At 49.3% G+C, this 26,350-nt stretch carries 20 protein-coding genes; 14 read left to right on the top strand and 6 right to left on the bottom strand.

The features are described 5' to 3' along the window. Positions 1–20: 20 nt before the first annotated feature. The 8 genes from ACFTRD_RS00900 (at position 21) to ACFTRD_RS00935 (ending at position 12,492) form a co-directional block, all read left to right on the top strand. Positions 21–1,460, top strand: a complete 1,440-nt coding sequence (locus tag ACFTRD_RS00900; protein WP_379377121.1) for an aldehyde dehydrogenase family protein — start codon at positions 21–23, stop codon at positions 1,458–1,460. A 10-nt stretch (positions 1,461–1,470) separates the two neighbouring features. Further along, positions 1,471–1,743 carry a (2Fe-2S)-binding protein gene (locus ACFTRD_RS00905; protein ID WP_379377124.1) on the top strand — a complete coding sequence of 91 codons (273 nt, stop codon included), beginning with the start codon at positions 1,471–1,473 and terminating at the stop codon, positions 1,741–1,743. Beyond that, entirely contained in the window at positions 1,743–2,075 is a 333-nt protein-coding gene (locus ACFTRD_RS00910; protein WP_192263924.1) for a (2Fe-2S)-binding protein, read from the top strand. The genes ACFTRD_RS00905 and ACFTRD_RS00910 overlap by 1 nt, the downstream gene beginning before the upstream one ends. Then, positions 2,072–3,265 carry an NAD(P)/FAD-dependent oxidoreductase gene (locus ACFTRD_RS00915; protein ID WP_379377126.1) on the top strand — a complete coding sequence of 398 codons (1,194 nt, stop codon included), beginning with the start codon at positions 2,072–2,074 and terminating at the stop codon, positions 3,263–3,265. The genes ACFTRD_RS00910 and ACFTRD_RS00915 overlap by 4 nt, the downstream gene beginning before the upstream one ends. Positions 3,266–3,282: 17 nt before the next feature. After that, the gene (locus tag ACFTRD_RS00920) at positions 3,283–5,946 is read left to right on the top strand and encodes a LamG-like jellyroll fold domain-containing protein (protein WP_379377129.1); all 2,664 of its coding nucleotides are present in this window, start codon (positions 3,283–3,285) and stop codon (positions 5,944–5,946) included. 11 nt (positions 5,947–5,957) lie between these two features. After that, positions 5,958–8,267, top strand: coding sequence for a beta-L-arabinofuranosidase domain-containing protein (locus ACFTRD_RS00925; protein ID WP_379377131.1), 2,310 nt, complete (start codon positions 5,958–5,960; stop codon positions 8,265–8,267). A 576-nt stretch (positions 8,268–8,843) separates the two neighbouring features. Further along, positions 8,844–10,670 (top strand): ABC transporter ATP-binding protein, encoded by a 1,827-nt coding sequence (locus ACFTRD_RS00930; RefSeq protein ID WP_379377133.1) that lies wholly within the window; start codon positions 8,844–8,846, stop codon positions 10,668–10,670. Then, positions 10,651–12,492 (top strand): ABC transporter ATP-binding protein, encoded by a 1,842-nt coding sequence (locus ACFTRD_RS00935; RefSeq protein ID WP_379377135.1) that lies wholly within the window; start codon positions 10,651–10,653, stop codon positions 12,490–12,492. Before ACFTRD_RS00930 ends, ACFTRD_RS00935 begins: the two co-directional genes overlap by 20 nt. Before the next feature lie 892 nt (positions 12,493–13,384). On the opposite strand, the gene ACFTRD_RS00940 is transcribed toward ACFTRD_RS00935, so the two are convergent. Beyond that, on the bottom strand, positions 13,385–15,367 hold the full coding sequence (locus ACFTRD_RS00940) for a DUF4832 domain-containing protein (protein WP_379377137.1): 1,983 nt from the start codon (positions 15,365–15,367) through the stop codon (positions 13,385–13,387). Positions 15,368–16,012: 645 nt separating this feature from the next. Between ACFTRD_RS00940 and ACFTRD_RS00945 the strand changes: the two genes are divergently transcribed. From ACFTRD_RS00945 to ACFTRD_RS00965, 5 genes are all read left to right on the top strand, one after another. After that, positions 16,013–17,113 carry a Gfo/Idh/MocA family protein gene (locus tag ACFTRD_RS00945; RefSeq protein WP_379377139.1) on the top strand — a complete coding sequence of 367 codons (1,101 nt, stop codon included), beginning with the start codon at positions 16,013–16,015 and terminating at the stop codon, positions 17,111–17,113. An 11-nt stretch (positions 17,114–17,124) separates the two neighbouring features. Beyond that, positions 17,125–18,015 carry a carbohydrate ABC transporter permease gene (locus ACFTRD_RS00950; protein WP_192263951.1) on the top strand — a complete coding sequence of 297 codons (891 nt, stop codon included), beginning with the start codon at positions 17,125–17,127 and terminating at the stop codon, positions 18,013–18,015. 12 nt (positions 18,016–18,027) lie between these two features. After that, positions 18,028–18,861: a carbohydrate ABC transporter permease gene (locus tag ACFTRD_RS00955; protein ID WP_379377142.1), complete on the top strand. Its 834-nt coding sequence runs from the start codon at positions 18,028–18,030 to the stop codon at positions 18,859–18,861. Positions 18,862–18,946: 85 nt separating this feature from the next. Continuing rightward, positions 18,947–20,290 carry an ABC transporter substrate-binding protein gene (locus ACFTRD_RS00960; RefSeq protein ID WP_379377144.1) on the top strand — a complete coding sequence of 448 codons (1,344 nt, stop codon included), beginning with the start codon at positions 18,947–18,949 and terminating at the stop codon, positions 20,288–20,290. Between the two features lie 253 nt (positions 20,291–20,543). After that, positions 20,544–21,572: a LacI family DNA-binding transcriptional regulator gene (locus ACFTRD_RS00965; RefSeq protein ID WP_192263959.1), complete on the top strand. Its 1,029-nt coding sequence runs from the start codon at positions 20,544–20,546 to the stop codon at positions 21,570–21,572. Positions 21,573–21,631: 59 nt separating this feature from the next. Here ACFTRD_RS00965 and arr read toward each other — a convergent pair whose 3' ends face one another. Then, the gene (gene arr, locus ACFTRD_RS00970) at positions 21,632–22,048 is read right to left on the bottom strand and encodes an NAD(+)--rifampin ADP-ribosyltransferase (RefSeq protein WP_379377147.1); all 417 of its coding nucleotides are present in this window, start codon (positions 22,046–22,048) and stop codon (positions 21,632–21,634) included. A gap of 544 nt (positions 22,049–22,592) precedes the next feature. On the opposite strand from arr, the gene ACFTRD_RS00975 reads away from it, so the two are divergent. Further along, positions 22,593–23,147, top strand: a complete 555-nt coding sequence (locus ACFTRD_RS00975; RefSeq protein WP_379377149.1) for an AAA family ATPase — start codon at positions 22,593–22,595, stop codon at positions 23,145–23,147. A gap of 265 nt (positions 23,148–23,412) precedes the next feature. On the opposite strand, the gene ACFTRD_RS00980 is transcribed toward ACFTRD_RS00975, so the two are convergent. From ACFTRD_RS00980 to rsgA, 4 genes are all read right to left on the bottom strand, one after another. Then, entirely contained in the window at positions 23,413–23,694 is a 282-nt protein-coding gene (locus tag ACFTRD_RS00980) for a GNAT family N-acetyltransferase (RefSeq protein WP_379377151.1), read from the bottom strand. Positions 23,695–23,696: 2 nt separating this feature from the next. Further along, complete coding sequence (locus tag ACFTRD_RS00985; protein WP_379381086.1) at positions 23,697–23,939, bottom strand: (4Fe-4S)-binding protein; 243 nt, start codon at positions 23,937–23,939, stop codon at positions 23,697–23,699. 428 nt (positions 23,940–24,367) lie between these two features. Next, the gene (locus tag ACFTRD_RS00990) at positions 24,368–25,384 is read right to left on the bottom strand and encodes a phosphotransferase (RefSeq protein WP_379377153.1); all 1,017 of its coding nucleotides are present in this window, start codon (positions 25,382–25,384) and stop codon (positions 24,368–24,370) included. Beyond that, positions 25,374–25,886 carry a GTPase RsgA gene (gene rsgA, locus ACFTRD_RS00995; protein WP_379377155.1) on the bottom strand — a complete coding sequence of 171 codons (513 nt, stop codon included), beginning with the start codon at positions 25,884–25,886 and terminating at the stop codon, positions 25,374–25,376. The genes ACFTRD_RS00990 and rsgA overlap by 11 nt, the downstream gene beginning before the upstream one ends. Positions 25,887–26,350: the final 464 nt, after the last annotated feature.

Raw genomic sequence — 26,350 nt, forward strand, 5'->3', positions numbered from 1 at the left:
CTGCAAAAGGAGGAACGCAAATGAAAAACAGCCGCAACTGGATCGGGGGAGAATGGATAGAGCCGACAGCAGGAGAGTGCGCCGTAATCAACCCATCCAACACCAAGGAGCAGGTGGGGGTGCTGCATTTATCGGATTCATCACAAGTCATTCAGGCAGAGCAGGCGGCGCGTGAAGCTTACGGCTCCTGGTCTGGCTTGAGCGGCCCTGTCAGAGCCGGTCATTTGGAACGGATGGCGGATTTGCTTCAGTCAAAATCGGATGACGTCGCTAACCTCGCAAGCATGGAGATGGGGAAGCCGATTGCGGAAATGCGCGGGGAAGTAAGCCGGGGAGTGAACCTGCTGCGTTATTACGCCGCCGAGGGACTCCGGGCGAACGGGGCGGTCATCCCTTCCAGCGAGCAGAATGTGCTGCAATTCACTAGGAAGGTTTCTCTCGGCGTGGCGGGCATCATTACGCCATGGAATTTCCCCGTTGCCATTCCGATCTGGAAAATAGCACCCGCGCTGATTTGCGGAAACACAGTGGTATGGAAACCGGCGGAGCTTGCATCGCTGACCGCGACCAGGCTGGCGGAACTGTTTGAAGAAGCTGGGCTTCCGCCAGGTGTCATCAATCTGGTTATCGGCAAGGGCAGCCAGATCGGTAAAGCGATGCTTGAGCAAACTCCTTTGGACGCCGTAAGTTTTACCGGCTCCACGTCCACAGGCCTTGGCATTGCCCAAATTTGCGCCAAGCGCAATATCAAATATCAGACGGAAATGGGCGGCAAAAATGCTGCTGTCGTATTAAACGACGCTGATCTTGAAACGGCTGTGCCGCTCATTGTCAGCGGTGCGTTTCAGTCGGCGGGCCAAAAATGTACGGCAACAAGCCGGATTATCGTTGAGTCGGGAATCTACGATTCGTTCATCAAGAAATTGTCGTATGCCTTGTCCAAAATCAAGCTGGCTCCGGCACTTGACAGCGAGGCTTACCTTGGTCCCGTGGCTTCCGCAAGCCAGTACGAAACCGTGATGTCTTATGTGCATATGGCGAGCGAACAAGCGGATATTCTGGCGCAAGGTCCGCCGCTCTCCGGAGATCAGGATGGTTATTATATCCGGCCGATCGTGGCCGCTGGCGTAGGCGCAGGACACCCCCTGATCCAGGAGGAAATATTCGGACCCGTCGCCACGGTGCTGGAAGCAGCCGACTTTGACGAAGCGGTGGCTTTGTGCAATCAATCGATTTACGGGCTGAGCGCTTCGCTGTTTACTCAAAATTTATCGCATGCCCACAGGTTCCTGGATGAGGCCCGGGCCGGAATGGTCCGTGTCAATCAGGAAACCGCGGGTGTTGAGTATCAGGCGCCTTTTGGCGGCATGAAGCTGTCAAGCTCCCATACGCGCGAACAGGGCCAGGCTGCACTGGACTTCTTTACCGAGCTTAAGACGTGTGCCATTTCTTATCGATAGGAGGGTTCCCATGAAACGCTCTTCCATGATCATTTGCCGATGCGAAGAAGTAACCCTCATTCAATTGGAGGCCGCATACGAGTCAGGATGCCATACTTCAAGGCAGCTAAAAATGAAAACACGGGCCGGTATGGGAGCCTGCCAGGGCAGGATATGCAGGCATCTCCTCGAAACCTGGGTGCATGCCAAAAATCCGGAGTCTGCCCGCGATCCGGAACTGCTGCCCCACCGTCCTCCGGTGCGGCCGGTGACCTTTGGCCAGCTGGCTAATGGTGAAGCGTAATGGAACGGATTACGAATCATCCGATTTTGGGTCCGCTGAAGAGGGGGAAGGAACCGGTCAGCTTTACGTTTGACGGCAGAACGCTGACCGGACTTCAGGGCGAACCGATTGCTGCGGCCCTACTGGCCTCGGGGATTCGCAGACTGCGCAGGCATGAGGAGTCCGGCACCGCTCGCGGGCTGTATTGCGCCATCGGCCACTGTATGGAATGCCGGCTGAACGTGGAAGGAAGGGGGCAGGTGCGCTCCTGTCTTACCCCGCTCGAAGAGGGGATGCGCATTTCGGAAGGGCGGCAGCTTTCCAATGAAATTACGGGGAGGAAGCTGCCATGACGTCATTCGATCTGTTGATTGTTGGAGCTGGTCCGGCTGGATTATCAGCCGCCGCAGCGGCGGCCGAGCATGGCTTGAGCGTAGCTGTGCTGGATGAATTCCCACAGCCGGGCGGGCGCATGTTGGGACAGTTCCACGAGGAAAAAGGGAGCTGGTGGGTTGGCAGGCAGGTTGCGGAGCAGCTGATAGAAAGATGCAGCGTCATGGGAGTGGATATCCGCTGCGGCGTTTCCGTTCACAGCATGCTTCGGATTGAACATCGCTGGGTCGTAAGAACGGCGGGGGGATCGTTCACGGCTGCAAGGGTATTGCTCGCCACCGGCGCCGCCGAAATTCCTCAGCCGACGCCGGGCTGGACGCTGCCAGGGGTAATGTCGATCGGGGCCGCCCAGGTGATGGCCAATGTGCACTATGTGAAGCCGGGGCACCGCGGGCTAATCATCGGCGTGAACGTGCTCGCCATGGCGATTGCTCGCGAACTGTCCGTTAGCGGGATTTCGCTCGCCGGGATCGTGCTGCCAGAACGAAATTCCATATCTGGTAAAGAAGCCCTGCCAAAAGAAGCGGTGAAACGTCTGCTGGACCTTGCTCATTTGGCACCGTCTCCGCTAATGAGAATCGGAGGAAAGCTGGGCGCGAGCTTTCGGTTGGCTGGCGCGGTATCCCGCTTTTATCCGCGGGGCGGGCTTAAAATATGGGATATTCCTTTACGGCTCCGCACTTCCGCGATATCCATTAACGGCGAACATCACGTGGAATCCGTGACGCTGGCGGATGTAACCGGGAGAGGCGAAATTATTCCGGGCAGCGAGCGGGAGGAGAACGTCGATTTTGTGGCCCTTGCCGGCGGTTTATCTCCACTTGCGGAATTGGCCGCGGTGGCTGGGTGCCCCCTGGTGTATGCAGAGGAACTGGGCGGTCATATTCCGCTGCACAACGAGGAAATGCAGACGCCAGTAGAGGGCTTGTACGTCGCCGGCAACATTACGGGAATCGAAAGCGCGCTGGTCGCTATGGCTCAAGGCAGTGTTGCGGCGGTCGCCATTTGCCGGGATGCTGGAGTGCTGGGGAAGGATCGGGAACATAACCTGCTTGAAGCGATGGAGCATGTCCGCCGGATTCGCGCCGCTGCTTTGATTCAATTTCATTCAGGCATTTCGGATGCCAGAGAGCAGTTTTATAAGAAATGAAATGAGGAGGAATGAACATGAAAAAATGGTTATCCATGGCGCTGAGTTTTGCGCTGTTGTTTTCCTTATGTGCATTCCCGGCCGCGGCCGAGCCCGTGAAACCGGAACCAACCAACGGCGAGGCGAAGATCATTGACATTTTCGGAAGAACGCTCAACGATTACGGCGTCGAACTGGTAGACTGGCAGGGATACATCGCTAACCCGTATGTGAAACTGAACGTTGTTCCGCCGAAAGACGCCGCCTATCCATTGACGATTGACATCAAGGCCAAAGGTACCTCTCGCCTGATGATGGACCGGCCGAGCACCTTGAGCGAGACAGGGGCGGCAAAGACGCTGACGTTTCAAAATACCGGCGAAAGCAAGCACTTTCTGCTCGAAATTCATCCCGACCGAATTGGAGGCAACGGTGAAATCGAACATTATACGCTGGAGTTCACGGTCACGGATGCCAATGGCAATGTCCAAAAACAAACCACCCCGATTCGTGTATGGGACCAGGATGATGCCAGAGAGCCGAGCCTGCCGCTGAAATTTGATTATAGATATGACACGATCCAGCCTTATTTCAGCGATCCCGCGATCCGAAATGCCAGCGAGCAGGCGATCAAGGATTGGTTCTATTTCTTCGATATGGAGCCCTTCGATACCGTCCCGGCGAACTCGGAAGTCACCCGGCTGCCGCAGGATAATTTTGACGGGCATATCTCGGTGACCAATAATGAGCCTTACAACGGAATGTGGGTCTATCTCAGAGGGCTTAACGAGCCTTATTCCACTGGCGGAGCGTCCGACAACGGGAAATATCATAAACGTAACGGAGTGACGGTTCCCGACAGAATCCATCGTTCGCTTCTCACCATTTTGGACTTTTACGATACTGTGACGCCGTTTAGCTCGCTGGATGATGAGAAATGGTACCTGACGGAGATGTCAGACACCTCTACGGATGTGTACGGACTCATCATGCACGAATTCGGGCATGCGCTTGCGTTTTCCCACAGCTGGAGAGGGATGGCTGCCTATAAACGCAGCGGAGGAACGGCGGACAATATCGTTGCGTACCAAGGGGTTCCGGTTCCGCTGGATGACACCTACCATATTCCTGGAGAACCGCAATACTGGGACCGGATCAGCGGGCAGAACGGCGGCCGTACGCATCTCTTTCACAACAAGCGCTGGATGCTGACCAAACTGACGCTGTTGATTGCGGAAAAAGCGGGCTGGACATTGAATCGTTCACTGACGCCTTTCCTTAGCCCTGCCATTAAAAACACCCCGGTTCCCAATGCTAAGCCAGGACAGAATTATGAGCTGAAGCTTCAGGCGGAAGGCGGAGTCCCTTTCTATGATTGGTATATTGCAGGGGGAACACTGCCGGAGGGATTGACGCTGGACCGTTTTACGGGCAAGATCGCGGGAAAAGTATCCGGTGGGGCCAAAGGCAGCTACAGGTTTACGGTACAACTCCAGGATTATGACGAAAAGAGTGCCCCGGTTCAAAAGGAATTCACATTAAATGTCGGCCAGGGAGAACTGGCGGGAGATTACTTGTTTGATGAAAAACAGGCCGAGGATTCCGGTATCGCCCTGGATTATTCCGGTGCGGGCCATGATGCTGCCGTTTATCATGCTTCTCGGACGGACGGCGCAAGAGGCGGAGGATTGGGCTTGAACGGTTCGTCAAGCTACATGAAGCTTCCGGATCGGATGCTGAAAGGAGCCCAACACTTCACATTCTCCGCATGGGTAAATGCTGCCGGAGGGCCGGGTGCCTCATCCTCCGGCGGTTCTGATATAAACGCAGCCAGCGCGCGCATTTTCGATTTTGGCTCACCCTCAGGCAAATCCATGGCGTTATCCATCGAAGCCGACGGAACGTTACGATTGACGGCACCGGGCCTGCAGGGAACGGGAGCCGAGAGCGTTACGGGAAGCGGCGTTACATCCGGACAATGGCATCATGTGGCGGTCACCGTATCCGGAAGCACGGCAGTTCTTTACCTGGATGGGGCTGAGCTGGCCAGGACCTCGGATGTGAATCCAGGCAGCATCCGATCCCTTCTGAATGGAGCGAACAAGTATATCGGAAAGTCCGGGACGAACGAACATTATTTTGCCGGAAGTCTCGATGAAATCAAGCTCTATTCGCGTGCGCTGCTTGCTGCCGATATCACCGCTCTTGCCGCGGATAAACCATCTCCGCCCGTTGTCGAACCGCCGGGACCGATAAATCCAAACGTCGCGGTTGAAGGAAACGTTACGGCCTCCTACGTCTCGCCTTGGGAAAGTCTGGTGGGACTAAATGACGAATACGAGCCGACAAGTTCGGCCGACAGGGGACACCCGATTTACGGGAACTGGGATACCCATGGGACCGAGCAATGGGTGCAGTATGACTTTGACCGGCCGTTTACCCTCTCGTCAAGCGAGGTATACTGGTTTGACGATCATGACGGGATCGATCTGCCAGCGTCGTTTTACATCCAGTATTGGACGGGAACCGATTGGGTGGAGGTATCAAATCCTTCCGAATATGGCGTTCTTCCGAATCAGTATAATGTGACCTCCTTCGATCCGGTAACAACGACGAAAATCCGCCTAACCATGAAGGCCAAGGCAACGACATCCACAGGCATTCAACAGTGGAAGGTGATTGGAACATCCACAAGCGAATAGGGGGGCATGACATGGGTTTGGTTAAAGAGGATGAAAGCATCGTAATCAAGGATATGGAGACGCTGTATTTAGGCAATCTGGCCACGGTGGAATTCGATCTCCGCTTGCCCCGGGAAGGGAAATACGGCTCAAAAATCTCCTGGACATCAGGGGATTCCCGTTTTCTCCATGACGACGGCACGGTAACCCGGCCGAAATACGGCATCGGCAAACGCACGGTTGCTCTGCGCGCGACGTTTCGATACGGCGATTGCATCAAGGAAAAGGTCTATGAAGTGACCATTTTGGAGGAAGAGAATCAAATTCGAGTGTCACGGATTTATCCGATACGCCTGAAAGAGGAAATGGGAAGACCGTTTTATTTGCCGGTGGTCGCCGTGGTCGAAACGGCCGAGGGCGAGATCATTTCCCATGCCGTGGATTGGGAACAGGGAGAGGAATGCATTGTTGATGAGCCCGGTTCTATCATGTTTAAAGGGGTCCTGAAAGACACGGCTATTCCGGTAAGTGCGGAAGTTTGGGCGGCAGCCGGGCAGCTTGAACGAGAAACGATGGATACCACTCCTGCCGTGCACAGCTTTCCTGCTGAGGCGGTGGTGCTGAAGGACGGAACCGTCTTTAAAGCGGCTCAGGACAGAAGCCTGGCCTTCTTGAAAAAGGTCAATGACGACCAGATGTTATATAATTTCCGAGCCGCCGCCGGACTGGATACGCGCGGAGCTCCGGAAATGACCGGTTGGGATTCGCCCGACTGCTTGCTGAGGGGGCATACGACCGGGCACTATCTGTCCGCGCTGGCATTGTGCTATGCGGCTTCGGGGGATGAGGACATCAAGCGGAAGGCAGAGTACATGATCGCTTCGCTGGAAGAATGCCAGCATGCTTTTGCAGGCCAAGCCGGATTTCATGCCGGCTTCCTCAGCGGGTACTCAGAGGAGCAGTTTGACCAACTGGAGAAGTTTACCCGCTATCCGGAAATATGGGCTCCTTACTACACCCTGCACAAGATTTTTGCCGGATTGCTCGACTGTTACCGCCATTTGGGAATCCCTACGGCGCTGACAATCGCCGATCAGCTCGGCGACTGGGTGTACCACCGTTTGAGCAGGCTCCCTAACCGCGTGCTCAAAACCATGTGGGGCATGTACATCGCCGGCGAATTTGGCGGCATGAACGAATCGCTTGCCGAGTTATACTCCATTACGCATAAGCCCGAACATCTGGCGGCGGCAAACCTGTTTGACAACGACCGTCTGTTTGTGCCGCTGCGCGAGGGTATTGACGCCCTCGGCGGACTCCATGCGAACCAGCATATTCCTCAGGTCATCGGCGCCCTGAAGATATTCCAAGCTACCGGGGAGAAGGCGTATTACGACATGTCCCGTTTTTTTTGGCAGGCCGTTACGGGCGCGCATATCTATTCAATCGGCGGCACGGGAGAAGGCGAAATGTTCCGGCAGCCAGACAGAATTGGAGAGTGTCTCAGCGATAGAACCGCGGAAACTTGCGCCTCGTACAACATGCTGAAATTGACGAAGGAATTGTTTGTGTATCATCCGGCAACGGAATATATGGATTATTACGAGCGCACGATGTTTAATCATATATTGGCCTCCTGCGATCACCAACCGACGGGAGGAAGCACCTATTTCATGCCGCTGGCACCCGGCAGGACCAAATCTTTTGACGTATCGGGGAATACCTGCTGCCATGGCACCGGATTGGAGAACCATTTTAAGTATCCGGAGGCGATTTATCATTACGATGAATCCGCGCTATATGTTAATTTATTGATCCCTTCAACCCTCCATTGGCGGGAACGGCAGGTGAAGCTGGCGCTGGACACGGAGCGATACGATCCAGGGAAAGCGACGCTGCGGGTGGAGGGGACAGGGGTTTTTGCATTGAAGATTCGCCGTCCTTACTGGGCCGTGCCGGACTGCCGCATGGAGATCAACGGCCAAAAAGCCAACGTGGCTGACGACTCCACAGGGTATATGTGCATCAGCCGGGATTGGCAGGATGGGGACGAGATCAAGCTCTTCTTCGACTGCAGGCTCCGCCTGGAAACGTCGCCGGATCGGAAGGAACTGGTGTCTCTTGCATATGGGCCGTACATTTTGGCTGCGCTCTCTGAAGAAAGTGACTATTTGCGGCTTCAGCTGCGCGAAGATGCCCTTCAGGAAAGTTTCACCAAGGAAACCGGGCCGCATGGGTTTGCTTTCCGATATACCGATGATAATTTGTTGTTCATTCCGCTTGCGAATGTATTTCACGAACGATATCACGTGTATATTGAACGGAATACGATGCTCCAGTAGGAGGGGAAATTAAGCGCACACTTTTGCGGTGTGCGTTTTTTTTGTGTTTGAACTTGAGGTCTGAAAGTGTATCAGGCATGCGTGGTTACCCGGAGCGGATTTGACGCTTAGCCCCGATCTGCTGAACGCAGGAATGGCTGGATGCCTCCCGGCGCAGGCGCTAAAGAGAAGGGTACGCCCTTTCAGTACGACGCATGATCGAGCCCGAGAGTGTGTTTGAGCAAATGAAGAACAATCGGGGTTTTCGAAGGTTCCTGCTTAGCGAATTTTGGAGAAAGATCGTTCTCTCGTTGACATTATCCATATCCAGAGCAGTAGCACTCCCCATTTGCATTCCTGATTTAGGCACGCTGCTCCGTTTTTTTATCATAGATCGATGTTCCCATGTCCATTTCAGGTTAATAATAAGAAGGAAAGTAAGATATTAACGATTTGATGATGCAAAATGCGATATAATAAGCGTATTGGATACGTGAAATTTTACATAGAATTATGGAATGAGACTAATGGAGCTGGCTGCGTAGACACAAAAAAATGAGTCACGGTAACAAGCGCTCCGGGCCGGAGGAATGGTAAATGATCAAGCTGTTGTACTACTTGAAGAAGTATCGAGTCGCCGCCATCGCAGCACTGGTCATGATGCTGATTGAATTGACGGTCGAATTGGCGCAACCCTATTTGATCTCGAAGATCATTGATAATGGTATCCAGCAAGGAGATCTGTCGGTGGTTTGGCTATGGGGTGGGGTGCTCGTGGGCAGTGCCATCGTGGCGTTTGCCGCGGGAATTGCAAGTTCGTTTTTTGCGTCACATGCGAGTCTTGGCTTCGGGTATGATCTGCGGGAGAAGCTGTATGACAAAGTGCAAGCGCTCTCTTATGCCGTCTTTAACCGTTTTTCTACATCATCCCTGATTACCCGATTGACCGGGGACGTTACACAGGTGCAGGATACGATATTTATGAGTCTGCGATTCATGACGCGTGTGCCGCTCGTAGTGATTGGCAGCATGATCATGGCGGTTGTGGTGAATCCGAAGCTGGGTCTGCTGCTCGTGGTGATGGTGCCTGTATTACTTGTGGTTGTCGTCTGGATGATCAAAAAGGCTGCGCTGCTGTTCCGCAATGTGCAGCGCAGACTGGATGCCGTGAACGGAGTCATCCAGGAAAATCTGACAGGCATTCGGCTGATCCGTGTCTTCGTCCGGATGGGCCACGAGATTGAACGCTTCGCCACATACAGCGGCAAGCTGATGAAAGGCACGATCTCCGCGCTGCGCCTGACGGAGACAACGATGCCATTCATGCTGCTCATGATGAATGGCTGTATCATCGCCGTACTGTGGTTCGGACGACGTGATATCATTACCGGAAATGCAACCGTGGGTGAAGTCGTTGCAGTCATTAACTATCTGCTTCGGACCATTGGTGCCATGTCTGCACTGTCCTGGATTCTGGTAACCTTCTCCAGAGCGAGTGCTTCGGCACAGCGGCTTAATGAGGTTTTTGATACGGAGGATGTATCGGAAATGGCAAAAGGTGAAGGGAAAGCCGAACACACAGGACAAAAAACAAAGCAATCAACAGAGCAGCCAAGTCTTTCTTTAAAACCAGATCGTTCCGTACAAGCTGGGAAAGGAAATGCTGTTATCCAGGGTGCAGTTGATTTTCGGGGTGTGGGATTCAGCTATCCCAATAGTGAAATTACTGTCCTGGAAGATATTACGTTCTCAGCGAACCGAGGAGAACGTATCGCCATCATGGGAGCGACGGGTTCGGGGAAATCCTCACTGGTTCAGCTCATTCCAAGACTATATACCGAAGATCAGGGCAAGGTGCGTATCGATGGCAAAGACGCAGCTCGCCTGGATATTGCTTCACTGCGTGGAGCTATCGGTTATGTACCGCAGGAAGTGGTTCTCTTTACCGGATCGGTAAGAGATAACATCGCCTGGGGTCGGGAGGACGCAACGCTCGAAGAGATTAAGGAAGCAGCGCGGCGTGCCCAGATTCACAAGACCATTGAGAAGTTGCCAAATGGCTACGATACACAGCTGGGTCAGCGGGGAGTCAATCTGTCGGGTGGACAGAAGCAGCGGCTCTCGATTGCCCGAGCATTGATACGTCGTCCGAGTATTTTGATTCTGGATGACAGTACAAGTGCACTCGACGTAGCGACAGAAGCAAGGCTGCTGGATGCGCTGGAAGAACTGTCATGTACAACGTTCATTATTACGCAGAAGATCAGTTCAACCACCTCTGCGGATCTGATTCTGCTGCTGGACGATGGGCGTCTGATTGGTCAGGGAAAACATGAGGATTTGATGGGTTCCTCCGAGCTGTATCGCCGAATCTATGAATCACAATACGGGGAGGGTACACCACATGTTCAAAGCATTCACTGAACCTTTCCGTCAGCCCCCACCGTCGATTGATCCCGAGACGCTGAAGGCGGGTGGAGGACGCAAGCCTAAGGCACGGGCGAAGAATTGGTCTGGTACGTTAGGCCGGATCTGGACGTATCTGGCACGTCGCAAGGTCAAGCTGGCTATGGTGCTGCTAATGGTATTTGCCAGTTCCGCACTCGCTTTGCTTGGACCTTATATGGTCGGTGTAGCTGTGGATAAATTCATTGATGGAGAAGCAACGAGTTCCAGCTGGACGACATTTTTATTGGGTCTGGTGGCAGTCTATGTTCTGTTCTCCCTGACATCATGGCTGCAAAATATATGGATGATCGAAATTGCACAGGAGACCGTGTTCCGCATGCGGTATGATCTGTTCGCTCATCTGCACAAACTGCCGATTCCATTCTTCGGCAAGCGTCAGCAGGGTGAGATTATGAGCCGGGTTACGAATGACATCGAGAATGTCAGCGGTACGCTGAACAGCTCAGCCATACAGATTTTTTCCAGTATATTAACCTTGCTTGGAACGTTTGGCGTGATGCTCTGGCTAAGTCCATTGCTCACCTTGCTTACATTTATCGTAGTACCGCTGATGGCTATTGGCATGCGCTGGATTACACGCAGAACCGGGCCGTTGTTCAAGCAGCGTCAGCGTAATCTCGGGGAACTCAATGGGTATATAGAGGAAACATTGTCCGGGCAGAAAATTATCAAGGCGTTCTCTCAGGAGGAACGGGTCATTCGCGGGTTTGAGGAACGAAATACGAACATCCGGTTGTCCGGTTTCTGGGCGCAGACGATCTCCGGCTTTATTCCCAAGCTGATGAATGGTCTGAACAACCTGAGCTTTGCAATTGTTGCAGGCATCGGTGGAATTCTGGCGATTCAGGGTTCGGTTACAGTCGGGGTGATTATTATCTTTGTGGAATACGCTCGTCAGTTCACACGCCCGCTTAATGATTTGGCGAACCAGTGGAATACGTTGCTCTCTGCAATTGCTGGTGCAGAGCGGGTGTTCGAAGTGCTGGATGAGGATGAAGAAGCGAAGGATGAAGGCGCAGCAGTGTCTCTCGATAAGGTGGAGGGAGCCGTTCGCTTCGATAAGGTATCCTTTGGATACGATGAAGGACGCAATATTTTGCATGAAATCAGTTTTGAAGCGAAGCCTGGTGAGATGATTGCTCTGGTTGGTCCGACTGGGGCAGGGAAAACAACATTGATTCAGCTGTTATCTCGCTTCTATGATCCTACAGACGGTGCGTTGACAGTAGATGAACGTGACATTATGACCATTCGTCGTGAGAATTTGCGCTCACACATGGCATTTGTCCTTCAGGATTCATTCCTGTTCCAGGGCACGATTCGGGAAAATATCCGTTTTGGACGCCTGGATGCAACCGATGAAGAGGTGGAAGCTGCTTCGAGACTGGCGAATGCTCATTCGTTTATTATACGGATGAAAGATGGATACGACAAAGTGCTTCAAGCCGACGGAAGTGGAATCAGTCAGGGACAGAAGCAGCTGCTTGCGATTGCCCGGGCAATTTTGGCCGATCCTTCCATCCTTGTATTGGATGAGGCGACGAGCAGTATCGATACCGTCACGGAGATTAAAATCCAGGAAGGGTTGCAACGTCTGATGCAAGGCCGCACCAGCTTTGTCATCGCCCACAGGCTGAACACAATTCGCCAAGCCGATCGAATTCTCGTACTGAAGGATGGTCAGCTGCTGGAGCAAGGTTCGCATGACGCATTGCTGGAACAAGGCGGTTTCTACAGCGAACTGTATTACAGCCAGCTGCGGAACAAGGCACAGTAGTAAAAAAAAGAGCAAGTAACTGAACCTTGGGCTTGGGCGTGTTTAGCCGTATCAAATAAACACAACAAAAAAAGAGGAATGATTTCAATCGACGGCTTTTTCCCAGAACTCTATTGGGGAACGTCGTTTTTTTTTTGAAAGCATTTCTCGTTGTAGAACGAACGAAACATGGACCCTAATTTGGATTTGGAATTTGATTTAGTGCTCACTCCAGATTCTGAGTTTCCCCTAAATATCACTTTTTCACCTTTAAATGGTTCCTGTAAGCCTGTGTTTTATAAGTAGCTTAGCGTAGTATGCTGTCGTATATCTCTATGTCGTTCCTAACAAGTTTCAAGTCATTTATCCTCAGAAAACCTTGTTTTGAGTATTTTCGTTTCGGCAGTATCCGGGGGTGTCCTCTCCCTGCGGTTGGAGCAGAGGGTGAAGCACTAAGGAACTTGAGACACTCTATTCAGGGGTTTGAGGCACATGTGGCTGGGTAAGGAACCTGAGACGCGCTATTTTGAGATTTTGGGCCGTTTTTGGCATTTTATTGTGAAAATTCAGAAAATAATGTGTTTGGTGTTCCTTACGTTTGAAAAAGAAGGCTTGGGGCCCAAATAAGACGTCCTAGGTTCCTTAGAAAAGAGAACACTGACTGATTCCTCCTCCCACTCCTTTTCCAAGAACCTGATTGAAACACAAAAGATCCACAAAAAGGTCACTTCTTAAAGTGTTTTTTGTGGATCGCAGTTCAAAATTGGAGTCTCTTATTTTGGCATGATTAAAAAAAGAAACGCATTAAGAGCAGGAATGAGAGGATCATAGCCCATTCCTGCTCTTTGCATATTCAATACATGGGGAGGTAACTTGAAACAGAAGTTCCTGATTACTCAAAGGTAACTCAATGTTACTTCGTTACACTGCTCAGCTTGAATGAGCCGTCGGTCAGCTTGTTCGTATTGGCAAAGTCCACGCCAGGTTTATTCGTTTCCGGATCAATGATCGCAATCGCGATATCATAGGTTCCGGCGGCAAGACCGGAGACCGGAATGGAGTCGGTCAGGGTGTAGGTGCCCGTTTTCCACGTGGTCAGATTAACAGTTGTTGTTTTCTTGGCAACCACTGTATTACCACTGCGCAATTGAATTTCAACCGGCCACGCAAATGGGAAGTGCTGTACGCCCTTATTTTCCACCTTAATCGTTGTTGTAAATGTACTTCCGCTAATGGTGGATGGATGCGAGATTTCTTTCACGACAAAGTGGTAACCCATTCGTTTCTTGAGTGCATCGATGTTGGCCTGTAATGCATGATTCAAAGGAAGCGAGGCAGGGGAGTTCGGTCCCAGCCAGCTCGGCTTGCTCAGCTCCGTTTGACGCAACGTTTCCGTAAATCCGCTGCCACTGGTCAATGCCGCAAGCATGCCGGAAGCTCCCCCGTAAAATTCTCCACCGGAAATTCGTGTCTCCCAGAAGTTCGCATGTGCAGGCTGCTGCTGGCCGATGTCATCCCAATAGCCATTCTGGGTGCCTGTGTACCAGCCCCAATCCGCATCGAAGCTGTCTTTATGTCCAAACACATCGTTGAACATGCCCATGACCATGCCTTTGTTATTGGTTTTGGCAAGGGCAATACTGCGCCGGATCAGAACCTGCATTTTGTCCTCTTTGCCAGCAAAGGCATCGATATAATGCTGAACATACTTGTTCGAGATGTCATTGGTAGGGAAAGCGCCTGTGTAATTGGATTCACCATTTGGTCCGACATAAGGCCAGGTATGGAACTCGCCCCAGTGTCCGAGGGAACCGATCTGGACAAAGGCGACCGGACGATCATTAGTGTTGTACCTTGCCGCAATGGCATCGATGGCTAATTTGTGCCGTTCTTGCAGATAGGTGGAGTTGTAGTTGGGGGAGAAGCCCATGTTGTTGCCTGTGCCCATGCCCCCGGTTGTATCGTTGTAAACTGTTCCGGGAGATTCTCCACGGGCAATCATATCATTGTAGAGCCAGTCGGGTATATCCCGGTGAGCCTGTCCAGTTGGACTGTCCAGAATGAAGCGAAACACCACTTTGACCCCTTTGCTTTTCCAGTAGGCAAAATTGTTGGCGGCTTCAATCGCGCTAAAATCGTATGTGCCTTTGGTGGACTCAAGCTCTTTCCAGGTCACTCCGGCGTATACGAGCCTGTGCGGTTGTGCATATGTCGTGCTTTTGGCCGAAGGCGCCCAACCTTTGAATGGATTGTTCAGCGGGCTGTCCAGCTCTGCCGGATTCACCACAGTATTCCCCGTACCACCACCGGACCCTGTCAAAAGGTAAGCGGGCAGCGTTTGTCCCGCCGCGGGCAGTCTCGACGTATCCGAGCTGTTGTCGATATACCCGACCCGTACCGTGCTGCCTGCACTGATTTGCAGTGTAGAGAGAGGAATAGCGACCTCAATGACGGAAGAGCTTCGATAGAATTGGGAGCTGGTCAACGTGCTGTTGAAATTCCAACTCCAGTCCGTTCCGCTGCCGCCATAGCGGTATAACCCCGTATTTTCAAGCAGCCACTCCACACCTGTAGCCCCCCAGCCCGCAGCCTGGTATCCGGTTGAAGTATTGTTATCGGTATTGATCCAGAAATTCCCCATTGTTGTACTCAGTCCTGATCCCTGAATGAGCAGATAGAGGTTGGTTCCATCATTGGTCACTTTGAGCGTTTGGGCTGTGCCACTACTGGTTGTAAGAGCACTAACGCTGCTCCAGTCGCTGACATTGCCATCAATGGTGATGGTTGCAGCGGAAGCTTTTGGTAAGGCACCCACTGGCAATAGCAGGGTAATCATGAGGATAAAAGCCAAAAACAGTCCAAGACTCCGTTTGCTTTGATCAAATAATCTTGTCATGGTATACCTCCTGAACAATGGATTTTTGAATGAGTACTCGTTCTGCCTCGCCCCTACATGTCTTCATGAGGGAGAGTTAAGAAAGTTCAACTCCTTTCTGAACCGCCAAAGTGGCAGGATGATGACGTTTTATGTAAGAGTCATGGTAGTAAATAGGGGATAAGCAACTGAAAACGATCATATTTTGGTTTGCGGCAAATATAAAATGTGCTTTTAGTTTTTGAGTTCCGCGTCTAAATTGCATTATAGGGGACGGGAAAAGGAGATTCAACAGATTTTTTTCCATAATTTATTTGTTTTTCTATTGAAAATAGAGGTGTATCATTGAAGATTGAACATATTTCATTGTAGTGAACAGGTTTAATTTGCCGCAAATATAATTGGATTCACATTAAAGTATATGATAATAGAATAAAAATGTAAACGCTTAATTTATGATAGATAAAGAGTTATACTGTTTATTAGTATACAAATAACGCTACAAAACTGTTGCCGCAAAAATATTAAAAATTTAGCCAAAATCAATTGACAACCAATCAAAACTATTTTACTATCGTTACATAGTCACAATCCTGTTAGATTTCTTAACATCAAATTGGCTTGATGGCATTTGCCGCAAATTTACGAGCAACGGAGAGTGTAAGCATGGGGAAGATAAAAATGGCTTTTATCGGTGTAGGAGACATGGGGTCACATCATTGTATTGGTTTTGATTTGCTCGAGGATAGTGAGGTTCGTTATATCTGTGATATGAATGAAGCCAATGTGGCACGTACGCTGGCTGAACTTAAGAACAGTAATCCCACCATCGTTAGCGATTATCGTGAGCTGCTTGCCAAGGAAGATTTGGATGCGGTGGTCATCAGCGTACCGAACTATTTGCATCGCGAAGTGGCAGTCGCTTTTTTGGAAGCAGGCAAGCATGTATTTCTGGAGAAACCGGTCGCCCATACCATTGAGGACTGTGATGCCATTATAGAAGCTGCGGAAGCCTCGGGACGGGTATTGCAGATCGGATTGGTTTATCGGTATTCGAATCTGTATCGACGAATGGAGAAGGAATTGGAGAACGGACGTCTTGGTGACGTGAAATTGATGTGGTGCAAGGAATTCCGCGATCCGTTCCCACCTGCAGATTGGTTCTATGACAAGACCAAGTCCGGGGGAGCGATTGTAGAGAAGGATTGTCATCACTTCGATATTTTCAACTGGATGATCCAGGCGAAGCCTGTCCGCGTGTTTGCCTCTGGAGGCCAGCATGTCATGAAGCAAGGAGAGCCCAATCGGATTCAGAATTCATACAGTCACTATCCGACGAAAGAAATTTCGGATACCTCCATCGTCGACCATGCCTTTATCACCATTGATTATGATAACGGCAGCAAAGCCAATCTGGGTCTGTGCATGTATTTGAAACCGCGCAATCTGATGGGAGAAGGGCTTGAGATCGGCTTGATCGGAGAGAATGGCGGTCAGATGGTGGCGCGGAATGACAAGACGATTGATATTGTTGGCGGGCAGGACTGGACGAAGGACCACCTGGACATTGATGTGTCGTCGGATTCCATCATGGGTGGACATACCGGAGGACAGACCCAGCGTATTGATTTTCTGAAATGTGTACAGGAAGGCAGACAGCCTTTTGCGAGTGCTCAGGTTGGTCGTAACGCGCTGCTTATCGCCCTGGCGGCAGAGAAATCCATTGTGGAAGAACGGTATGTCTATTTAGAAGAAATTTCAGGCTGAGGGGTGTCATCATGAACAGATTGAGAAAATATGACACGCTGCTGTTTTTTCTCTTCATTTTGCCTTGGATCATCGGATTTATTACCTTTTTCCTTTTTCCTTTCGGAACCTCGGTCTTCTACGCTTTTACAGATGCGAGGCTCCCAGGAGCGACCAACTTCAACTTTGTCGGCATTGATAATTTTACACACATGATGGACGATCCCATCTTTTTGAAAAGCTTGATGAACACGATGTTTTTCGTTGTATTCGGTGTTCCGATCGTTACGGCGGGCATGCTCGGTTTGGCGATGCTGCTTAATTTTAATGTCAAAGGCATTGCGTTGTTCCGCACCTTCTTCTATTTGCCGACCCTGGTGCCCATTGTGGCAACAGTCATTATCTGGCGGCTCGTATTCAACTCCGAATTCGGCATCCTGAATGCCGGACTTGGCGCGCTTGGTATAAGCAAAGTGGATTGGATTGGCGGGGAACATACGATCAAGCCAGTCATCATCATGCTTCAGGTCTGGATCTCCGGCAGCGGCGTGCTGATCTTCCTGGCTGCACTGAAAAATGTCCCCCGACATTTGTACGAAGCTGCTGCGATTGACGGTGCAAGCGGGATTCGCCGATTTTTCCAAATTACGCTGCCGATGATCAGTCCTTCCATTCTGTTTGTCATCATTATTCAGACGATGTATAACTTTCAGATGTTTACGGAAGCGCTGCTGCTGTCTAAGGGGGGGCCGAACTACTCTGCTTATACGTTTGTCTACAATATTTATAAATCGGCCTTTACCGATCTGAAATTCAGTATGGCGATGACGCAGTCGATTTTCCTGTTCGCCGTGATCTCGCTTGTCACCCTGATCCTGATGAAAGTATCAAACCGCTTTGTGTATTACGAGGGAGAACGATAGGAGGAGAGTTACATGAACAGCCGAAAAATAGCGGTAAAAGCGTCTCAATATACATTGCTGATCGCAGCGTTAATGCTGTTTGCAGGGCCTCTGGTATGGATGCTCTCGACCATGCTGAAAACCAAAGCGGAGACCTACAAGGTACCTCCAACCATCCTGCCGGACACATTCAGTCTGGAAGCCTTTGAACGATTGTTCGCCGTACAGCCGATGATGTGGCAGTGGATTCAGAACTCCTTTATCATTTCCTTTTTTGTTGCAGCGGGAGCGGTGGTGTCCAGTTCACTTGTCGCCTACGGTTTCTCCCGTTTTGCAACCAAATATCGGGATATTCTGTTCCCGGTTGTACTGGTTACTTTGATGATTCCTCCATCCATTATGATGATTCCCTCGTATGTCCTTTTTTCCAAGCTGAACTGGATTGACACCTGGTTGCCGCTCATTGTGCCAGCCTGGCTCGGAGGCGCCTATTATATCTTCCTGTTCCGACAGTTTTTCATGACCATTCCCCAGGAGCTGGATGAAGCTACATATCTCGACGGCGGCAATCGCTGGACGGTATATGCACGAGTCATTATGCCGCTGTCCAAACCGATTATTATGACAACCATTATTTTTGCCTTTGTGAACTCCTGGCTCGATTTTCTGGGGCCGTTCCTGTATATCAAAAACGCAGAAATGTTCACGCTGAGCGTGGGCTTGCAGCTGCTGATTGGTCAGACGAGCCAGGATTTGCCGGCGCTCGCTGCGGGTGCATTTATCAGTATTGTACCTATTGGACTGCTGTATATGTTTGCACAACGTTATATCGTTGAGGGGGTGGTGCTTACGGGCACCAAAGGGTAGAATGGCTGCCTCGCTTTCCGGTTTTCGGGTGGATAGAACTTTTTTGACTTTTTGATATGACATGACATAAAGGGGAGCTGTGTATATGAGAGCGAAGAGTAAGCGGCTATTCAATGTATGGGCACTTGTACTTGCGACAATGGTGGTGATCAGTGGATGTGGAAATGGGGGATCGTCCGAAAACGCCGACTCTGCTGGTTCCGGCAGCAGCCAGAGCGAGCCTGTAACGATCACATACTCTCAGTGGGGGACGGCAGAAGAGCTTCATCGTACACAGGAACTGTTGGATCAGTTCATGAAGGCCAATACCGATATTAAGGTGAAACTGGAAGGCAAGGATTGGGGCAGCTACTGGGATGGACTCACAGCGAATGCAGCTGGGGGCACACTCCCGGACGTATTCAAAACCAGTTATGCATATGTGGAGAAATACGCCGAGCTTGGCATTTTCAAGGAATTGGACGGCTTGCTGGCGGAAAATCAGTTTGATCTGAATAATGTGGACAAAAGTCTGCTGGGCCTTCACCAATATCAGGGCAAACAAGTATCCTTGCCCATCGATGCCAACGTCATCGTATGGTATTACAACAAAGCGATCTTTGAGAACGCAGCAACCAATCCTCATAACGCCCCGGTTCCATCGCTGGAACCAACCTGGGATGAAATTACCGACATTGCAACCAAGATGACGCTGGATAAAAACGGGAAAAGTGCTGACGAGGCGGGTTTTGATGCCGAGAACATTGTGCAGTGGGGCTTGTCCATTTCACCGGGATCAACGATGGATTGGTTCCTGGAGCCAGAGCTGTGGTCCAACGGTGCCAAGCTGGTGAATGACGATGGTTCCCTTGCCCTTGAGACACCTGAAGCGATGGAAGTGCTGAACTATTTTATCGATTTGACCAAAAATAAAAAGATTAACACCACACCTGCACAGATTGAAGGTTTGGGTGGACAGGTGAATCTTGCAATTACTACATCCAAGGTAGCCATGAATCCGGGTGGCAGCTGGAATACAACCAACTACCAGGAGGCTGGCGTGGAGTACGGCATCTCGTATTTGCCAAAATTCAAAACCAACCAGACTGTCGTTCAGCCAGCAGGTCTGGCAATCAGCTCCAATACCAAGCATGAAGAGGCGGCTTACAAGCTGCTGGCCTGGCTTGCCGGTCCGGAAGGACAGACTGAACTCGCGAAGCAGGGATATTCCATTCCGGCTAATAAAGCCGCAGCGGATGCTTATATTGCCACTGTAGGCGAAGATAATAAAATCTTCCTGGATGCACAGCAGTATGGTATTGTATCTCCCTTTACGACCAAGAAAACCGATCTGGTCTGGACGTATGGTGAGCAATCGCTCAAACTTCCACTTGCCGGGGACGGTGATCTGAACGCAGCGCTTAAGGATTTGGTCTCCAAGATGCAATAAAGGGATAAAGGTGAATGAAGTTTCATGATTTTTCTTCTTAAAGGATAACGATTTGGCGGCAGTCATGGGGATAGCAAGCTCCCTGACTGCCGCCATTATTTTATAAAAGACCGCATCCGTGCACCATTTCATTGACTTCTGGCGAGTAGAAATATAGAATTATATTTGCCGCAAATTTGTGTTTGCAGGGATGAAATTGCCCCAATACAAATGGGGTTTAAATATATGTTTAGAGAAAAGGTGGGGACTTCACATGGCTAAATTGAAGGATATTGCAGACCGGGTAGGTGTATCGATCTCTACCGTTTCGCGTGTGATGAAGAACGATGTCAATCGCTCGGTCAGCGATGAAACCCGCAAAAAAATCTGGGATACCGCTGAGGAGCTGGGTTATCGTTCGCAGCGACCGGCCAAGAAGAAAAAGGTGGAGCCCAAAACGGCATATGCAATCGGCTGTGTGGTTGCAATCCCGCAAAATAAATACAATAGCCCTTATTTTTCAGTCATTATGGAAGGGATCGAGAAACAGCTTGCTGAAGCGGGCATGCGTCTGGAATTTGTGTACAGCATCGAGAACGATGGGGACATCGTGCAGTTGCAGTCTCTGGTGAAGGAGCATCGGATTGATGGCATGATTGTAGTGGAACGAATTGACCCGGAAGCCTATCGCTGGCTCAAAGCCAATGTACGGACCGTAGTAGGTGTAGATATCACGGACCCGGACATCCCTGTCGTCGGTTATGACCGTGAAGAGGCGGCCCGAGAGGCGACGAATCATCTGATTGCGCAAGGGCATCGGATCATTGCCTATATTGGCGGCGCGGAGTACAAGAATGATTTTCGTGAGGAAAAACGTTTCCTTGGTTATCGGCGTGCAATGAATGATGCGGGATTACCTGTTGATGATGACTGGGTGATCGATGTGAAATGGGATGTTTCGCTGAGTTATGAATTGACCAAGCAGGCATTTACCAACAATGCAAACAGACCTACCGCAATATTTGCAGCCAGTGACATGATGGCAATTGCAGCCATGCGTGCTGCAACCGAACAGGGTCTGCGTATTCCAGAGGACATCGCCTTTTTTGGGGTGGATAATATTGAAATATCCGAATTCACCTCTCCGCCGTTATCGACCATTCATGTTCCCAAGCTGGAGATGGGCATGTTCGCGGTTAAACAGCTGCTCGATTATCTGGATCACCATTATGAAGTTGCTGTCAAAATGATCGTTCCGTATCGCTGTATATTCCGCCAGTCTTCCAATGGCAAAATAGAATAGCTATCAACCAAAGAGTTCCCGTGTCCAGAGTTGGACAGAGGGGACTCTTTGGTTAAGAATTAATCGTAGATCACATTTTTTCCTTCTTCACTTAATTTTTTTAAAGATGTAAGCATATGATTTATCTCTTCATCGGAGTGTCTTTCCCATGAAGCTAATTCAGCTACTATTTTTAGAGGTGATTTGGATCTATATGAGCGTGTTGGGTTGCCAGGAAATCTTTTATCAGTTAAGTTAGGATCATTTTCAAAATCTCCTAATGGTTCTACAATGTAGATTCTTTCTTTTGAATTCGTTTTTGCTAATTCAGCACCCCACTTGGCAGCGTTTAATGTTCCCGTAAAGTAAATGTGGTTAGATTTTTTATCTTGGTAATTGGATAAGTATTGCGGTTCTAATAAATCTCCAATCTTCAGTTCTGCTTTAGTACCATGAAAAAAAGGACCATTATCTAAGACGTTTTTTTGGTCATCCATACCGAGCACCTCTTCTTTTTTAGATTTGTATTTAGCAGTATAGTGTAGGAATTGCAAAAAAAACAGTCTATAAAAAACATATAAATAACGGTATAATATAAGTAGAGAGAATGATATTCAAGAATCGGACAAGTGGGGGATGCCACGAATAAGCATTCCAAACTGGAAAAAAGTAAGAGAAGCGAAGAAACAAGCCAAAGAGCGACGATTGAAGACGTCATGCGATTCATTGCCCAACGAAATTCGTATCAAATTAAAATAAATAATGTGTGATGCTTAACAAGAAGGCAGCCGATCATAGTGATCGGCTGCCTTTGTTCAACAAACGGGCGGGATAGTGGAATATTTAGGATTACGTCCTTTTCATTGAACTAAGAATGTATCTAAAAAGCCCCGTACCGACGATAAGCACGGGAAATAGTTGAGTTAAATTTTCTTTGGTAGAATTTTTATGTCAACATTTTTTACTGATTGCAAAAGCTAGGACTGGTACTATATACAAATGGGTAATTATTCATTTTTTACGTCATGAGGAGGGGAAGATATGTCAAAGCCGTATTTAATAGTTGTCACTGGTAGGCCAGGTTCCGGGAAAACAACATTTTCTAAGGAGCTTGGTAATGAGATTTTTATGCCAGTAATCAGCCGGGATCAGATTAAGGAAGGGTATGTGCATACTTTAGGTAAAAGTCATAACGAACTTCCGGAGGACGCCAATAAAATAGCCACGGAAATCTTCTTTGATACGCTCATGGGACTAATAACAAACAACGTGTCGGTGATTGCTGAAGCAGCGTTCCAGCACAGGATATGGTCGACCAAGCTTGAACAGTTCATGGGAAAGGCGCAGGTCTTTCTCTTGATTTGCAAGGTTGACGAAAAGATCGCGCTCGACAGGTTTGTCCGGCGGGGGCTGGACAACTCGCTTCGGGAGTACTTCCATGGTGATAAGGGAGTCGACATGGCCAGAAAAGGAATTGAACTGAACGTGAGCTCTTACGAGGAACCCCTTATCGACGTCCCTATATTCAATATTGACACTTTAGGTGAATACGACCCCTCTATTAAGGAATTAAGCAAAAAAATTTTCGGTGACTAGCTAGGCAAACTAGAGCTAGAAAAGAAATCAATGAGAAGCCAAAGGACCCGAAGTGTGAATAGCTGTTCCTTCGAAAAAAAGAGATTTACGTTCAACTAACGGGAAACATTAGTTCAATGAAAACAGCGATAGTCTAATATTGTATTCTCTTCTGACAATACGGGAATCGATTGACAAATAAGAGAAGAGCCTGAGGGGGACGACGAAATCACGAAACCCTCCAGGCTCTTCTCTCTTATTATCTTCATAACCATATTATTAGTGATTATTTATTGAGAACATCCGCGTATTCGGAGATACGTTCGAATCGACCTTTGGCAAACGGGCATAAGGGTAAAATCTTAATACCGTTTTCCCGCGCGTATTCCACCATAGCTTCGATAAGCTTATCGCCAAGCCCTTGTCCTCGGTAAGCATTTTCGACAAAGGTGTGATCGATAATGTAAAGTTCCGGACTTGAGATTACATACGTCATCACCGCAGCAATGCCGCCGTTATCTTGGATAAGAAATCTTTTATTAGCGTTTTCATGTTCTACAACATGCATGTTCATCCCTCTTTCTCTGTTAAATATTCCCCATCCAGACGTCTATACGTCAGTGCTCCACTTGGGCATGTGTCAATATGCCGGGCAATTGCCTCCGTAGTGTCAGCATCTGGATTGATCCATGGACGCTTGTTTAAATCAAAAACACCAGGGAGGCCTTTTACGCAAATACCGGAATGAATGCATACCTCCGAATTAAACATTACCTCGATATCTTTACCGTAGTATACTTTCTGCTTAGTCATCATTTCTTCACATCTTTCACTTTTGAGTTTGTTTAAAGACCAAATCCATTCTTCGAGAGCTGTCAGAATCTTTCCAAATAGCGAGACGTTGATTCGCCTTCCAGTTCTCCGGTTTCATTCAATTATTCTTTTTTGAATCTGCCCGCTTTTCGAATGCTTTTCTTTAAATTCGACAACCGACCGGGGGATTGTCTTGGCTCTTGATGTCCGAATTATAAAGAGGAATCGTTGGTAAGTCAACGTGATGAATTACCCAATGCTTTTGCGAAAGTTCGTCGGTATCCTTTAAAACCCTTTTAATTGAAAGAACCCTCGGAAGTCTTCCGCATATGGCAGTGATGGTGTGGGGAGATATTCAGGACGGTTTTGAGTTAGCTTATGGACCGAATCCCCCTGCATTCAAGGGGTTTCGGAGTTCTTTTTTAGATTCAACCTTGAGCAGTGCTATTCTTCATTTCATAAATTTTTTGGAGTATATGGACTTGCTTCGCCTTCTCTTCATCGTCCTCTGCATGGAGATACCCCTCCACTAGCCTGTACCCGAATATGAGAAGGATCAGCTCGTAGACGCAATGATCGGCGACAGGGGATACATCTGCATACTCCGAAAAGCCTTTGTAATACGCGGGGACACATCGCTGGTAGTATTCGACCATATGATCGGTATCCGCTTCATCCGCAATCAGGCTTGCGAGATCCTCGCCCAAGTAGCCCCATCCCGATGTATCCCAGTCGATGAGCGCGATTTTCCCATCGGCGTAGATCAAGTTGGTCACCCAGAAGTCCCGGTGGCATAGCACGAGGGGTAATCTTTCGATGCGGGCAAGTATTTCGTCTGCGTGCACATCGATGCCGATAAGCATTTGCCGCACGTGCTGCGGGAATTTGCAGTCCTCCGAACGAATATAATCGTAGACGACTGGCCATGACCGATAATGCAGATACGTATTCTTCATGAGATCCGCATGACTCAGGTTTGTCAGGCTCTGCAGTACAGTCGGCTGTTTCGCATACAGTTTACCTTGAAAGCGTCCTAACTCCAACGCAGCCTGTTCATACATGTCAACGGTCAAGTCTAAACCTGTTACACCATCGATATATTCCAGCCATAGCTGGAATTCATCTTCTTCGGTATTCATCTCGGCGTGATAACATGCTGGCCAACGTAAGGCATCTGAGAATGTGGCTCCCAAGTCAGACTCATAGAGATCATATTCCCGGCGCCATGAGCCCGGATCGCCGTAACGCTCCCACTTTTTCTGAATTTTAAGTACGATACGGTACGGCATTTTTTTGACACCCGCGGTTTCTGCGATCCCGGTTACCAGGTGCACATTTCCCACAGTACCACCCTGTAACGGCATGGTTTGGCAGTCGGCCGAGACAATATCCTTCTTGAACTTTCGGCTTAAGGCATAGATCAGCGTTTGGAGATTAATATTCATAGCTTCCAACCTCCGTTATTCTTCGTTTGCTGGCTCTGCATAACGATCGTTTGGTCAAAATGACAACCGGCTGGCCACCGCTCTGCCTGGCTTGTGTCAGGTATCGCATGATGCGGGTAACGTTGAAATCCGAATTCAGAGAAGAAAGGATAAACACGTAGTCAAAGTTGGTTGCGACGACCTGTTCCAGCACGGTTTTGGCATAGCCTGTGGCATGCCCTGAGTAATCCGCGCGTGAGAACTTGGAGCGGCGGGGTAGTACCGTAACGATGAGTGAATTTCCGCTCTCGTTGTGGTGCAGCAGGACAAAATCACCGACACATGGAAAGTCCACGCGTGTTTCCGCGCCGTGATAGAAAGTTCCTTTGAGGACTGCCGTTACTTCCCCACGCTCGGTCATGAGCGTGAAGCGCTCTCGCCGAAGCTCCGTCACCCTGCCGGGTAATAATCCGCCTTGAATTGCATCTATTTCTGTATAGCCATAGGTTTTCAAATCCATCATGTTTTTTTGTTAGCTCCTTTAATGTTGTTTTTTGGACGCAAAAATGCCATGGACAAGCAGCCTCTAAAGAAGCTGCTGTCGCACGGCATCAGGACGCAAAAAAAGATACCACCTTCATCGTATCTGCAAACAGCAATATTCACGAAAGGTTACTTTGGATGGCATACCAAATAATACGGCCGTTTTCCCGCTTTTTTCGCATATGCCTACTATTCGGTTTTAAGACGAAACCACCATATAAGTAGTTGCCATTAAAAACATCTCCCTTCGTGTCAGGAACTTGCTTATCACTAAGCTGTCTATAAAATAACCTTTTTTGGAAAAAAAATCAATGCTGAATACGACTAACCGTAAATTAACCTACTTTATCATATAGAATTCGCTTATTTAAAGCTCTCTTAATGTTCCGATAATCATTCAGCTAACGGGAAACGTTAGTTCAAAAAGCATGGGGCAGACTGCAG

Source organism: Paenibacillus sp. NPDC056933 (genome assembly GCF_042674385.1).
Lineage (GTDB): Bacteria > Bacillota > Bacilli > Paenibacillales > Paenibacillaceae > Paenibacillus.